Genomic DNA, 13113 nt, shown 5'->3' on the forward strand with positions numbered 1-13113 from the left:
TTAAATGGATACTATTCACCCTGCTAAGTTTTAACCCTGTTCAGGGTAAGCGCGGTTTCTGTGGATAACTCTGTTCACAAGAGTATTTCAGAGACAACAGAAAACGTCCCCAACGAGTTTCTTCGCTGTGGATACTTTAGAGATTAAGAAGAATTTGGAGCGGGAAACGAGACTCGAACTCGCGACCCCGACCTTGGCAAGGTCGTGCTCTACCAACTGAGCTATTCCCGCTTGGGTGGTCCGTGCTTTAGAAGCACTTTCAAATTTTGGAGCGGGAAACGAGACTCGAACTCGCGACCCCGACCTTGGCAAGGTCGTGCTCTACCAACTGAGCTATTCCCGCTTGGGTGTTCTGGTGCTGGGCGTATCCGGAGATACTTTCAAATTTTGGAGCGGGAAACGAGACTCGAACTCGCGACCCCGACCTTGGCAAGGTCGTGCTCTACCAACTGAGCTATTCCCGCAAATCTGCACTGCTTTTGTTGCTGTCGTAACGTGTAATTCTCTGTCGTTACGGGAGGCGCATTATACGAGAAATCCTTTTAGCTGCAACCCCCCTTAAAGCGATTTTTTCGAAATTAAGTTCAAATGCTTATTAAATCGGCAAGCTGAACAATTTAACGACAAAAACCCGGCCACGCAAGGCGCCGGATCGCAAAATCACAGCTTAATAAAGTTTTCGCGGTAGTAGGAAAGCTCCGCCACGGACTCACGGATATCGTCCATCGCCTGGTGGGTCCCCTGCTTTTTAAAGCCGTCGAGGATTTCAGGCTTCCAGCGACGCGCCAGCTCTTTCAGGGTGCTGACATCCAGATAGCGGTAGTGGAAGTAAGACTCCAGCTCCGGCATGTACTTAAACAGGAAGCGGCGATCCTGGCCGATGCTATTCCCACAGATTGGCGATTTGCCTGCCGGAACCCACTGTTTCAGGAACTCAAGCGTTGCCAGCTCCGCCTCACGGTCGCCAAACGTGCTCGCCTTCACGCGCTCCACCAGGCCACTGCCGGTGTGGGTGCGCACGTTCCAGTCATCCATCAAAGCCAGCTGATCGTCGGACTGATGCACCGCAATCGTTGGCCCTTCAGCCAGGATATTCAGGTTAGCGTCCGTCACCAGAGTTGCAATTTCAATGATGCGATCGCGCTCGGGATCCAGCCCGGTCATTTCGAGATCGATCCAAATCAGGTTGTTTTCATCCGCGCTCATGTTATTTTCCACCCTTCTCGCATAACCGGCAGTAGCAGGTTAACTAGTATTAATTAGAGTGTATCATAGAGGTTTTGCCCCTTACGGGCGACCAGGAGCCAGCGCGATTGAGTAAAAATAAACTCTCCAAAGGGCAGCAGCGCCGCGTAAACGCCAACCACCAGCGCCGTCTTAAAACCACTTCGGAGAAGCCGGATTATGACGACAACCTGTTTGGTGAAGCGACAGAAGGCGTAGTCATTAGCCGTTTCGGTATGCATGCCGATGTCGAATCCGCCGACGGTGATATTCACCGTTGCAATATCCGTCGCACCATCCGTTCACTGGTTACCGGCGATCGCGTGGTCTGGCGTCCGGGTAAAGAGGCCGCTGAAGGGGTCACGGTTAAGGGCATCGTTGAAGCCGTGCATGAACGCACGTCGGTGCTCACCCGACCGGATTTTTACGATGGCGTAAAACCGATTGCCGCCAACATTAACCAGATCGTCATTGTTTCGGCGATTTTACCTGAGCTTTCGCTCAACATTATCGACCGATACCTTGTCGCCTGCGAAACGCTGCAGGTTGAACCGATCATCGTGTTGAATAAAATCGATCTGCTGGATGACGACGGTATGGCCTTCGTGAATGAGCAGATGGATATCTACCGTAAGATCGGTTATCGCGTACTGATGGTCTCCAGCCACACCAAAGATGGCCTTAAGCCGTTAGAAGAGGCGCTGACTGACCGTATCAGCATCTTTGCGGGCCAGTCCGGCGTGGGTAAATCGAGCCTGCTGAACAACCTGCTTGGCCTCCAGCAAGAGATCCTGACTAACGATGTGTCCAACGTCTCGGGTCTGGGCCAGCACACCACCACCGCCTCGCGTCTGTATCATTTCCCGCACGGCGGCGACGTGATTGACTCCCCAGGGGTGCGTGAGTTCGGTTTGTGGCACCTTGAGCCGGAACAAATCTTTAACGGATTTGTCGAATTCCATGATTATTTAGGCGCTTGTAAATACCGCGACTGTAAACACGATAACGACCCAGGCTGCGCTATCCGTGAAGCGGTTGAGAAAGGCGAGATCGCGGAAACCCGCTTCGAGAATTACCACCGTATTCTTGAGAGCATGGAAGACGTAAAAACGCGTAAAAACTTTTCTGATTCTGATAACTGACAACTAAGCTAAGCATCGCTAAAATCGTCCCCTTTTTTCAGGTTCCGGCGGCTTAACGCCGGATCAGGAACGACAAAACAATGGCCTGGAGGCTACCTTGTTAAACGCATTTAAACTTTCGCTTCAATACATTCTGCCAAAACTGTGGCTCACTCGCCTGGCGGGCTGGGGCGCAAGCAAACGCGCGGGCTGGCTGACCAAACTGGTCATCGACCTTTTCGTAAAATATTACAAGGTCGACATGAAAGAGGCGCAGAAGCCGGACACCGCCAGCTACCGCACCTTCAACGAGTTCTTCGTGCGCCCGCTGCGTGACGAAGTGCGCCCGCTGAACACCGATCCTAATGTCCTGGTGATGCCAGCAGACGGCGTGATCAGCCAGTTGGGTAACATCGAAGACGACAAAATCCTGCAGGCGAAGGGCCATAACTACAGTCTGGAAGCGCTGCTGGCAGGTAACTACCTGATGGCGGATCTGTTCCGCAACGGTACGTTTGCCACTACCTATCTGTCACCGCGCGACTATCACCGCGTGCATATGCCGTGTAACGGTATCCTGCGTGAAATGATTTACGTCCCGGGCGACCTGTTCTCCGTAAACCACCTGACCGCGCAGAACGTGCCGAACCTGTTTGCCCGTAACGAGCGCGTCATCTGTCTGTTCGATACTGAATTTGGCCCTATGGCACAGATTCTGGTGGGTGCAACCATCGTAGGCAGCATCGAAACCGTCTGGGCGGGCACCATCACCCCACCGCGCGAAGGCGTGATCAAACGCTGGACCTGGCCTGCCGGTGAAGCGGAAGGCTCTGTGGCCCTGCTGAAAGGTCAGGAGATGGGTCGCTTCAAGCTGGGCTCTACCGTGATCAACCTGTTTGCGCCGGGCAAAGTGAAGCTGGCTGAACAGCTCGAAAGCCTGTCGGTCACCAAACTGGGCCAGCCGCTGGCGGTCTCTACCGAAACCTTCGTGACGCCAGATGCAGAACCTGCTCCGCTGCCACAGGAAGAGATCAACGCCGAGCACGACGCCAGCCCGCTGGTTGACGACAAAAAAGACGAAGGTTAACAACAAAAGGATCGCTGACGTGCGCCCGATTATCGTTCTACTGATGGCCTGGTGCCTCAGCATGGGGGCGTACGCAGCGACAGCCCCCGACGCCAAACAGATAACCCAGGAACTGGAGCAGGCAAAAGCGGCCAAACCCGCTCAGCCAGAGACCGTCGAGTCGCTCCAGGCTGCCCTGAACGCGCTTGAGGAGCGGAAAGGCTCTCTTGAGCGCGCTCAGCAGTATCAGCAGGTTATCGACAACTTCCCCAAACTCTCGCAGACGCTGCGCACGCAGCTCAATAATCTGCGCGACGAACCGCGCGATGTTCCTGCGGGCTTAACCTCCGATGCGCTAAACCAGGAGATCCTCCAGGTCAGCAGCCAGCTTCTGGAAAAGAGCCGCCTGGCGCAGCAGGAACAGGAGCGCGCGCGCGAAATCGCCGACTCGCTCAGCCAGCTTCCGCAGCAGCAAACCGACGCCCGCCGCCAGCTAAACGAGGTGGAGCGCCGCGTGGGCACGCAGTCTGGCAATTCAGCACAAAGCCAGGCGCAAAATCTTGGGATTCAGGCTGAATCCGCCCGACTTAAAGCGCTGGTTGATGAGCTCGAGCTGGCGCAGCTTTCTGCCAACAACCGTCAGGAGCTGTCGCGCATGCGCGCCGAGCTGGCGCAAAAGCAGAGCGAGCAGCTTGATGCCTACCTTCAGGCCCTGCGTAATCAGCTGAACAGCCAGCGCCAGCGTGAAGCCGAACGGGCGCTGGAAAGTACAGAACTGCTCGCTGAAAACAGCGAAAACCTGCCTGCCGGTATCAACGAACAATTCAGGGTCAACCGCGAACTTTCTGCCGCGCTGAACCAGCAGGCGCAGCGCATGGATCTGGTTGCCTCCCAGCAGCGTCAGGCGACCAATCAAACCCTCCAGGTTCGCCAGGCGCTCAACACGCTGCGCGAACAGTCACAGTGGCTCGGGTCATCAAACCTGCTGGGCGAGGCGTTACGCGCCCAGGTCGCGCGCCTGCCGGAAATGCCGAAGCCGCAGCAGCTGGATACCGAGATGGCCCAGCTGCGCGTTCAGCGCCTGCACTTTGAAGATCTCCTCAACAAGCAGCCGCAAATCCGCCAGATCCGTCAGGCTGACGGACAGCCCCTGACCAGCGAGCAAAACCGTATTCTGGAAGCCCAGCTGCGTACCCAGCGTGAACTGCTGAACTCTCTGCTCCAGGGCGGGGATACGTTGATTCTGGAGCTGACCAAGCTAAAAGTATCCAATAGCCAGCTGGAAGATGCGCTGAAAGAGGTGAACGAGGCTACGCACCGTTATCTCTTCTGGACGTCCGACGTGCGTCCGATGACCTTCTCGTGGCCGATTGAGATTGTCCAGGACCTGCGCCGCCTGATTTCACTGGATACCTTCAGCCAGCTGGGACAGGCCAGCGTGATGATGTTCACCAGCAAAGAGACCATTTTCCCGCTGCTGGGAGCGTTGATTCTGGTGGGCTTCAGCATTTACTCGCGCAGACATTTCACCCGCTTCCTGGAGCGTTCCAGCGCTCGGGTGGGGAAAGTCACCCAGGATCACTTCTGGCTGACGCTGCGCACCGTATTCTGGTCGATTCTTGTCGCCTCTCCGCTGCCGGTGCTGTGGATGACGCTGGGGTATGGCCTGCGGGAAGCCTGGCCCTATCCGCTCGCGGTGGCGATTGGCGATGGCGTCACCGCCACGGTGCCGCTGCTGTGGGTGGTCATGATATGCGCCACCTTCGCGCGTCCCAATGGCCTGTTCATCACCCACTTTGGCTGGCCGCGTAATCGCGTGGCGCGCGCCATGCGCTATTACCTGATGAGCATCGGGCTGATTGTGCCGCTGATCATGGCGCTGATCATGTTCGATAATCTCAACGACCGGGAATTCTCAGGCTCGCTGGGCCGCCTCTGCTTTATGCTGATATGCGGGGCGCTGGCCATCGTCACGCTCAGCCTGAAACGCGCGGGCATTCCGCTCTATCTGGATAAATCCGGTAGCGGCGACAATATGTTCAACCGGCTTCTCTGGAACCTGCTGCTGAGCGCTCCTATGATTGCGATGCTGGCAGCGGCGGTAGGTTACCTGGCAACCGCGCAGGCGCTGCTGGCGCGACTGGAAACGTCAGTGGCGATCTGGTTCCTGCTGCTGGTGGTGTATCACGTGATCCGTCGCGGAATGCTGATCCAGCGTCGCCGTCTGGCCTTTGACCGTGCCAAGCATCGCCGGGCGGAGATCCTCGCCCAGCGTGCGCGGGGTGAGGAAGAGCCAAACCATGTCAACAGTACGGAAGGCACGATGGATGCCGACGAGGTCGAACTGGATCTGGATGCTATCAGTACCCAGTCTTTGCGCCTGGTGCGCTCCCTCCTGATGCTGGTTGCCCTTCTGTCGGTGATCTTCCTGTGGTCGGAAATTCATTCCGCGTTTGGCTTCCTGGAGAATATCTCTCTGTGGGACGTGACGTCCACGGTACAGGGTGTTGAAAGCCTGGAGCCGATCACCTTAGGCGCGGTGCTGATTGCCATTCTGGTGCTGATCATCACCACGCAGCTGGTGCGTAACTTCCCTGCACTGCTGGAGCTGGCGCTGCTGCAGCATCTGGATTTAACCCCTGGCACGGGATACGCCATCACGACCATTACGAAATACCTGATACTGCTGTTTGGCGGGATGGTTGGATTCTCAATGATTGGTATTGAGTGGTCTAAACTGCAGTGGCTGGTTGCCGCGCTAACGTTTGGCCTTGGCTTTGGCATGCAGGAGATTTTCGCTAACTTTGTATCCGGCCTGATCATCCTGTTTGAAAAGCCGATTCGTATCGGTGATACGGTGACGATCCGCGATTTGACCGGGAGCGTAACGAAGATCAACACCCGAGCCACTACGATCAGCGACTGGGATCGGAAAGAGATCATCGTGCCGAACAAGGCATTTATTACCGAGCAGTTTATCAACTGGTCCCTGTCAGACTCCGTCACGCGCGTGGTGCTAACAGTACCGGCGCCGTCGGATGCCAACAGTGAAGAAGTCACCCAGATCCTCTACACCGCTGCCGAACGCTGTACACTGGTGCTCGATAACCCCGTACCGGAAGTGTTCCTGGTTGATTTACAGCAGGGGATCCAGATTTTCGAGCTGCGTATCTACGCTGCCGAAATGGGGCACCGTATGCCGCTGCGCCATGAGATTCACCAGCTGATTCTGGCGGGCTTCCGCGAGCACGGTATTGATATGCCGTTCCCACCGTTCCAGATGCGTCTGGAAAGCATGGACGGACGCAAGATGGGTAAAACGCTCACGTCGGTGGCAAGATCGCGCCCGGCGGGAAGTCTGTAATCTCTCTCCCCTCCCTTTCGGGAGGGGCACTTTACCGCTACGCCACTTCTGCGACGTACGCCATCGCACGTCGACGATAATTCTCATAAATCCCCATCGCCAGCAGCGAGAAGAAGATAGGCCCACCAACCATCCACAGCGCGCTGTTCCAGTCGTTCGCCTCAATTACCGGCTGAATAATGGTGAAGATGTTGGCAAACGCCACCACCAGCACTACCACCGTGGTTGCCAGCAGCGTTGCCGCGCGGGTTTTAAAAATCACAAACGGACGTTCAAGATCCTGCTTCGCCTTAAAGAACGGGAACGCCAGGGTCAGGAACAGGTACGGCAGCGTCATCGACACGTTCGCCATCAGGGTCAGCTTGTTGTAAAACGCAGATGCCGTATCGCCGCCAAATGACACCAGCAGAATGAACACGCACACCAGCAGACACTGCATCCACATGGCGTTGGCAGGCATGCCTGCGCTATTCAGTTGGGTCATACGTGCGGGCCACAGCGCTTTTGGTGTACCCTGAATAATCGCTTTCAGCGGCGAGTAGATCAGCGTGAAGAACGCACCGGTATAGGCCAGGAACATCGACAGGCCGGTAATACGCGCGAACCAGACCCCCATTACCGATGCCGCCTCGGGACTCAGGTTCATCGCCTGTCCCAGCGTCATCCCCAGGCTTTTCATCAGCACATAGGTGATGTTGCCAAGGTTAGTGGTGTTGTTGCTCAGCACCTGTTGCCAGTTGGTGCTGACGCCCCAGAGGAAAATCGCCAGCGAATAGCCAATGGAAATGACGATGGCGGCAAAAATAATGCCTTTCGCAAAGTTCTTTTCCGGGTTCTCCGTCTTATCGACCAGCCCGCCTACGGCTTCAATACCGCCGTAAGCGAAGATGGCAAACACCACGAAGGAGAGCATGGCGAGCCCGGACTGGTAGCCCGGATTCGGCGAGGAGGCAAAGTTCACCTCCTGCGCGAAGTGACCACCGTTCAGGCACAGGATAGCGATGCTCGCCAGCAGCAGTACCAAATTCAACCCCATAACCGAGATCCCGCCCACGGCGGTAATCCGGGCAATTTTATTGATGCCTTTAGACGCCACCAGGGTGACCACCACCATCCAGCCTACCGCCAGAATGCCGACGACCTGCGTGGAGCTTAGCCCGGCTAAAGACCAGACCTGCGTTTTATCGGCACCGAAAAGAAACGTGGAGAACGGCACCCAGACTTTGGCCGCCGTACTGACCATCCAGACGACGTAGGATGAAAACCACATAAACGTGCCGATAAACGCATAGCGCGGCCCGACGCTGTTATTCATCCATGAGTAGATCCCGCCCTCTTCTTTCCGGTAAGCCGAGCCCATCTCCGCCATCATCAGCGCAAACGGGATAAAGAAGAACAGAGCAGAAACGATATAAAACGGCGTCGCGCTGTAGCCCATCAGATAGAACGCTGACGGGCTGTTGGCAAAGCCAAAGACTGAGGTAAATATCATCAGAATGAGCCCGGTGAGGGTCATCTTTTTGAGTGACTGGGACATAGAACCATCCGAAGAGGAATTAAACTGCGCGGATGGTAGCAGAAGACCAGACAGATATTGTGGCTATGCGGGGCAAATTAAGAAAAAGACCCGTGTATAGAGAATGTGGCAGTTTTTAATGTTGTCGTGCTGAAATGGAAAGGTTAATTGACAGGAATGGGAGGCCGGGTAAGCGCAGCGCCACCCGGCATTTTATCAGGCGCGATCGACCGTAAAGGCAATCACATCGCCTAGCTGCTCTGCGCCAAGCGCCAGCATCACCAGACGGTCAACGCCCAGCGCCACGCCGGAGCAATCCGGCAAACCTGCTTTTAATGCTTCAAGCAGATTAACATCAATAGGCTGCTGCGGCAGACCGCGCGCGGCGCGCTTGCGGTTATCCTGCTCGAAGCGCTGCTGCTGCTCGCGGGCATCAGTCAGTTCGTGGAAGCCGTTCGCCAGCTCGATGCCTTTGTAATAGACCTCAAAACGCTCTGCGACACGATGATCTTCGGTACTGATCTGCGCCAGTGAGGCCTGGCTTGCCGGGAAGTGATAGACAAACGTCGGGCGATCTTTGCCAATCTGCGGTTCAACGCCAAAAGTGAACAGCAGCTGGAGCAGCGTGTCGCGATCCTCTTCGGTATCCGCCACGTTGCTGAGATCCAGTTTTGCCGCCACTTCGCGCAGCTGGGCTTTGTCCGCCGACAGCGGATCAATTTCCAGATGGCGCTGGAAAGCCTGTTGATAGGAGAGCGTTTCGGCTTCCGAGCATTCCAGGACCTGCTGCAGCAGATCGTCCACCTCATTCATCAGGCGGTACATATCATAATGCGGGCGGTACCACTCCAGCATGGTGAATTCCGGGTTGTGATGACGACCCATCTCTTCATTACGGAAACTGCGGCATAGCTGATACACCGGGCCACATCCCGCCGCCAGCAGGCGTTTCATGTGGTATTCCGGGCTGGTCATCAGATACAAATTCATGCCCTGAGAGTGGCCGGGGCCAACAAAACGGGTTTCAAACGGGACCAGATGAATATCCGTTACCGTTGCCTGACTCATGCACGGCGTTTCCACCTCCAGGACTCCGCGGTCGGCAAAGAAACGGCGGATCTCCGCCATAATTGCAGCGCGTTTTAACAGATTAGGGATGGATGCGCTCGGCTGCCAGGTGGCCGTTTCGCTCATGAGTTGTTCTCCGATTTCAGACAAGGGCACGAAGTCTACTCGTTAGCTGGGGCAGAGACAAATTTTGCGCAGTAAAAAAGCGCATTTCATTTAGGTGGGCAATTACGTGACGTAATTCATCAATCTTCATGATAAATCGCCTGACAGAACAGCAAAAAAAATCGAACACGTCAAATTTCCCTGACATCTACACGGTTATACTGTTTTACCCATAAAGGAGCAGTGGAAACGCTTTCGCAATCGTCCTTTTGGACGGGTGAACTACCTTTAGTTTGTCGCGTTGCGAAATAACAAAAATCTGGAGGAATGTCGTGCAAACTTTTCAAGCCGATCTTGCCGTAATAGGCGCTGGCGGGGCTGGATTACGTGCTGCGATTGCTGCAGCACAAGCTAATCCCAACGCTAAAATCGCATTGATTTCAAAAGTCTATCCAATGCGTAGCCACACAGTGGCAGCAGAAGGAGGGTCCGCCGCCGTTGCGCAGGATCATGACAGCTTTGAATACCATTTCCACGACACGGTTGCAGGGGGCGACTGGCTTTGCGAACAGGATGTCGTTGACTACTTTGTGCATCATTGTCCAACGGAAATGACCCAGCTTGAACAGTGGGGATGTCCGTGGAGCCGTCGTCCGGACGGCAGCGTCAACGTTCGCCGCTTTGGCGGAATGAAGATTGAACGCACCTGGTTCGCCGCCGATAAAACCGGCTTCCACATGCTGCACACCCTGTTCCAGACCTCCCTTCAGTTCCCACAAATTCAGCGCTTCGATGAACATTTCGTCCTCGACATTCTGGTCGATGACGGTGAGGCTCGCGGTCTGGTAGCGATGAACATGATGGAAGGCACGCTTGTCCAGATCCGCGCGAAAGCCGTGGTGATGGCAACAGGCGGCGCGGGCCGCGTTTATCGCTACAACACCAACGGCGGCATCGTCACTGGCGACGGCATGGGCATGGCGCTCAGCCACGGCGTGCCGCTGCGCGATATGGAGTTCGTGCAGTATCACCCAACCGGCCTGCCGGGCTCCGGCATTCTGATGACGGAAGGCTGCCGCGGTGAAGGCGGTATTCTGGTCAATAAAAACGGCTACCGCTATCTGCAGGATTACGGCATGGGCCCGGAAACCCCGCTCGGCGAGCCGAAGAACAAATACATGGAACTCGGCCCGCGCGATAAAGTCTCTCAGGCCTTCTGGCACGAGTGGCGCAAAGGCAACACCATCTCCACGCCGCGCGGCGATGTGGTCTATCTCGACCTGCGTCACCTTGGCGAGAAGAAACTGCTGGAACGTCTGCCGTTCATCTGCGAGCTGGCGAAAGCTTACGTCGGCGTCGACCCGGTGAAAGAGCCGATTCCGGTGCGTCCAACCGCGCACTACACCATGGGCGGGATCGAAACCGACCAGCAGTGCGAAACCCGGATTAAAGGCCTGTTCGCCGTCGGCGAGTGTTCCTCTGTCGGCCTGCACGGCGCTAACCGTCTCGGGTCTAACTCGCTGGCAGAGCTGGTCGTCTTTGGCCGCATGGCGGGCGAGCGCGCGATGGAGCGAGCGGCTACCGCAGGCGAAGCTAACGGTGCCGCGCTGGATGCGCAGGTCGCAGACGTTGAAAAACGCCTGAAAGATCTGGTGAACCAGGAAGGCAACGAGAACTGGTCGAAGATCCGCGACGAGATGGGCCTGTCGATGGAAGAAGGCTGCGGTATCTACCGTACCCCTGAGCTGATGCAAAAAACCGTCGACAAGCTGGCGGAACTGCAGGAGCGCTTCAAGCGCGTGCGCATCACCGACACCTCCAGCGTATTCAACACCGACCTGCTCTACACCATCGAGCTGGGCCACGGTCTGAACGTCGCGGAATGTATGGCGCACTCTGCGCTGGCGCGTAAAGAGTCGCGTGGGGCCCACCAGCGTCTGGACGAAGGCTGTACCGAACGTGACGACGTCAATTTCCTGAAACACACTCTCGCCTGGCGCGATGCGGATGGCACCACACGTCTGGACTACAGCGACGTGAAAATCACCACGCTGCCGCCGGCTAAACGCGTGTACGGTGCAGAAGCAGAAGCCGCCGAGAAGAAGGAGAAGGCGAATGGCTGAGATGCAAAAAATGAAAGTTGAAGTGGTGCGCTACAATCCGGAAGTGGACGCCGCACCGCACAGCGCTTTCTATGAAGTCCCTTATGACGAGCAAACCTCCCTGCTGGATGCGCTCGGCTATATCAAAGATAACCTGGCGCCAGACCTGAGCTACCGCTGGTCCTGCCGCATGGCCATCTGTGGCTCCTGCGGCATGATGGTCAACAAGGTGCCAAAGCTGGCCTGTAAGACCTTCCTGCGCGAATACACCAAAGGCATTAAGGTCGAAGCGCTGGGCAACTTCCCGATTGAACGCGATCTGGTGGTCGATATGACCCACTTTATCGAAAGCCTGGAAGCCATTAAGCCGTACATCATTGGTAATCCGCGCACGCCGGATCAGGGGCCGAACACCCAGACGCCGGCGCAGATGGCGAAATACCATCAGTTCTCCGGCTGCATCAACTGCGGTCTTTGCTACGCCGCCTGTCCACAGTTTGGCCTGAACAAGGAGTTCATCGGCCCGGCCGCCATTACCCTGGCGCACCGCTATAACGAGGACAGCCGCGACCACGGCAAAAAAGAACGTATGGCGCAGCTTAACAGCCAGAACGGCGTCTGGAGCTGTACCTTTGTGGGTTACTGCTCCGAAGTTTGTCCGAAGCACGTCGACCCGGCCGCCGCAATTCAGCAGGGTAAAGTGGAAAGCTCGAAAGACTTTCTTATCGCTACCCTGAAACCACGCTAAGGAGTGCATGATGACGACTAAACGCAAAGCCTATGTGCGGCCTGTGCCGTCCACCTGGTGGAAAAACCTGCCGTTTTATCGCTTCTATATGCTGCGTGAAGGCACGGCGGTACCGGCGGTCTGGTTCAGCCTTGAGCTGATGTACGGCGTTTTTGCCCTCAAGCACGGTCCGGAAGCCTGGGCCAGCTTTGTCGGTTTCCTGCAAAACCCGATCATTGTGGTTCTGAACCTGATCGTGCTCGCGGCCGCGCTGCTTCATACCAAAACCTGGTTTGAACTGGCGCCAAAAGCGGCGAACATCATCGTAAAAGACGAGAAAATGGGGCCAGAGCCGGTGATTAAAGGGCTCTGGGCAGTGACGATTCTGGTCACTATGGTCATTCTGTTTGTCGCACTGTTCTGGTAAGGAGACACCTGTGATCAATCCAAATCCAAAACGTTCTGACGAGCCGGTATTCTGGGGCCTGTTCGGTGCTGGCGGCATGTGGAGTGCCATTATCGCGCCGGTTATCATCCTGCTGGTCGGCATTATGCTGCCGCTGGGGCTGTTCCCGGGCGATGCGCTGAGCTACGAGCGCGTACTGGCGTTCGCGAGCAGCTTTATCGGCCGCGTATTCATCTTCCTGATGATCGTCCTGCCGCTGTGGTGTGGTCTGCACCGTATTCACCATGCGATGCATGACCTGAAAATCCATGTCCCGAGCGGTAAATGGGTGTTCTACGGTCTGGCGACCATCCTGACCGTGGTGACGCTGATTGCCGTGGTCACCATCTGACGCTTCTGGCCCGCCATACGGCG

The 13113-nt window shown here is 56.2% G+C and carries 10 protein-coding genes and 3 tRNA genes; 7 read left to right on the top strand and 6 right to left on the bottom strand.

What is annotated here, in order from left to right:
- Nucleotides 1-155: 155 nt before the first annotated feature.
- From NQ230_RS21155 to orn, 4 genes are all read right to left on the bottom strand, one after another.
- Nucleotides 156-231: transfer RNA gene (locus NQ230_RS21155), tRNA-Gly, on the bottom strand.
- 36 nt (nt 232-267) lie between these two features.
- Nucleotides 268-343, bottom strand: a tRNA-Gly gene (locus NQ230_RS21160).
- 45 nt (nt 344-388) lie between these two features.
- Nucleotides 389-464, bottom strand: a tRNA-Gly gene (locus NQ230_RS21165).
- A 196-nt stretch (nt 465-660) separates the two neighbouring features.
- Nucleotides 661-1206, bottom strand: coding sequence for an oligoribonuclease (orn, locus tag NQ230_RS21170; protein ID WP_121424841.1), 546 nt, complete (start codon nt 1204-1206; stop codon nt 661-663).
- 107 nt (nt 1207-1313) lie between these two features.
- Here orn and rsgA point away from each other — a divergent pair, with 107 nt between their 5' ends.
- The 3 genes from rsgA (at nt 1314) to mscM (ending at nt 6775) form a co-directional block, all read left to right on the top strand.
- A complete protein-coding gene (gene rsgA, locus NQ230_RS21175; protein ID WP_023334242.1) occupies nt 1314-2366 on the top strand; it encodes a small ribosomal subunit biogenesis GTPase RsgA in 1053 nt (350 codons plus the stop codon).
- 97 nt (nt 2367-2463) lie between these two features.
- Nucleotides 2464-3432, top strand: a complete 969-nt coding sequence (gene asd, locus NQ230_RS21180; RefSeq protein WP_033144458.1) for an archaetidylserine decarboxylase — start codon at nt 2464-2466, stop codon at nt 3430-3432.
- A 19-nt stretch (nt 3433-3451) separates the two neighbouring features.
- The gene (gene mscM / locus NQ230_RS21185) at nt 3452-6775 is read left to right on the top strand and encodes a miniconductance mechanosensitive channel MscM (RefSeq protein ID WP_257259022.1); all 3324 of its coding nucleotides are present in this window, start codon (nt 3452-3454) and stop codon (nt 6773-6775) included.
- Between the two features lie 37 nt (nt 6776-6812).
- Here mscM and yjeM read toward each other — a convergent pair whose 3' ends face one another.
- Nucleotides 6813-8312, bottom strand: a complete 1500-nt coding sequence (gene yjeM, locus NQ230_RS21190) for a glutamate/gamma-aminobutyrate family transporter YjeM (RefSeq protein ID WP_159515369.1) — start codon at nt 8310-8312, stop codon at nt 6813-6815.
- Between the two features lie 195 nt (nt 8313-8507).
- Nucleotides 8508-9485 carry an elongation factor P--(R)-beta-lysine ligase gene (gene epmA / locus NQ230_RS21195; protein ID WP_023334238.1) on the bottom strand — a complete coding sequence of 326 codons (978 nt, stop codon included), beginning with the start codon at nt 9483-9485 and terminating at the stop codon, nt 8508-8510.
- A 311-nt stretch (nt 9486-9796) separates the two neighbouring features.
- Here epmA and frdA point away from each other — a divergent pair, with 311 nt between their 5' ends.
- The 4 genes from frdA to frdD are packed head-to-tail and all read left to right on the top strand — an operon-like array spanning nt 9797 to nt 13090.
- Nucleotides 9797-11587 (top strand): fumarate reductase (quinol) flavoprotein subunit, encoded by a 1791-nt coding sequence (gene frdA, locus NQ230_RS21200; protein ID WP_063144110.1) that lies wholly within the window; start codon nt 9797-9799, stop codon nt 11585-11587.
- Complete coding sequence (locus NQ230_RS21205; RefSeq protein ID WP_023310124.1) at nt 11580-12314, top strand: succinate dehydrogenase/fumarate reductase iron-sulfur subunit; 735 nt, start codon at nt 11580-11582, stop codon at nt 12312-12314. The genes frdA and NQ230_RS21205 overlap by 8 nt, the downstream gene beginning before the upstream one ends.
- A gap of 10 nt (nt 12315-12324) precedes the next feature.
- Nucleotides 12325-12720 carry a fumarate reductase subunit FrdC gene (gene frdC, locus NQ230_RS21210; RefSeq protein ID WP_121424836.1) on the top strand — a complete coding sequence of 132 codons (396 nt, stop codon included), beginning with the start codon at nt 12325-12327 and terminating at the stop codon, nt 12718-12720.
- A gap of 10 nt (nt 12721-12730) precedes the next feature.
- Nucleotides 12731-13090, top strand: a complete 360-nt coding sequence (frdD, locus tag NQ230_RS21215) for a fumarate reductase subunit FrdD (protein ID WP_000609653.1) — start codon at nt 12731-12733, stop codon at nt 13088-13090.
- Nucleotides 13091-13113 lie beyond the last annotated feature (23 nt).

The organism is Enterobacter asburiae, assembly GCF_024599655.1.
GTDB classification, from domain to species: Bacteria; Pseudomonadota; Gammaproteobacteria; order Enterobacterales; family Enterobacteriaceae; genus Enterobacter; species Enterobacter asburiae_D.

Coding starts and splice junctions, on each gene's coding strand:
- orn (WP_121424841.1), bottom strand. CDS start 1,206: ATGAGCGCGGATGAAAACAACCTGATTTGGATCGATCTCGAAATGACC.
- yjeM (WP_159515369.1), bottom strand. CDS start 8,312: ATGTCCCAGTCACTCAAAAAGATGACCCTCACCGGGCTCATTCTGATG.
- epmA (WP_023334238.1), bottom strand. CDS start 9,485: ATGAGCGAAACGGCCACCTGGCAGCCGAGCGCATCCATCCCTAATCTG.
- NQ230_RS21205 (WP_023310124.1), top strand. CDS start 11,580: ATGGCTGAGATGCAAAAAATGAAAGTTGAAGTGGTGCGCTACAATCCG.
- frdC (WP_121424836.1), top strand. CDS start 12,325: ATGACGACTAAACGCAAAGCCTATGTGCGGCCTGTGCCGTCCACCTGG.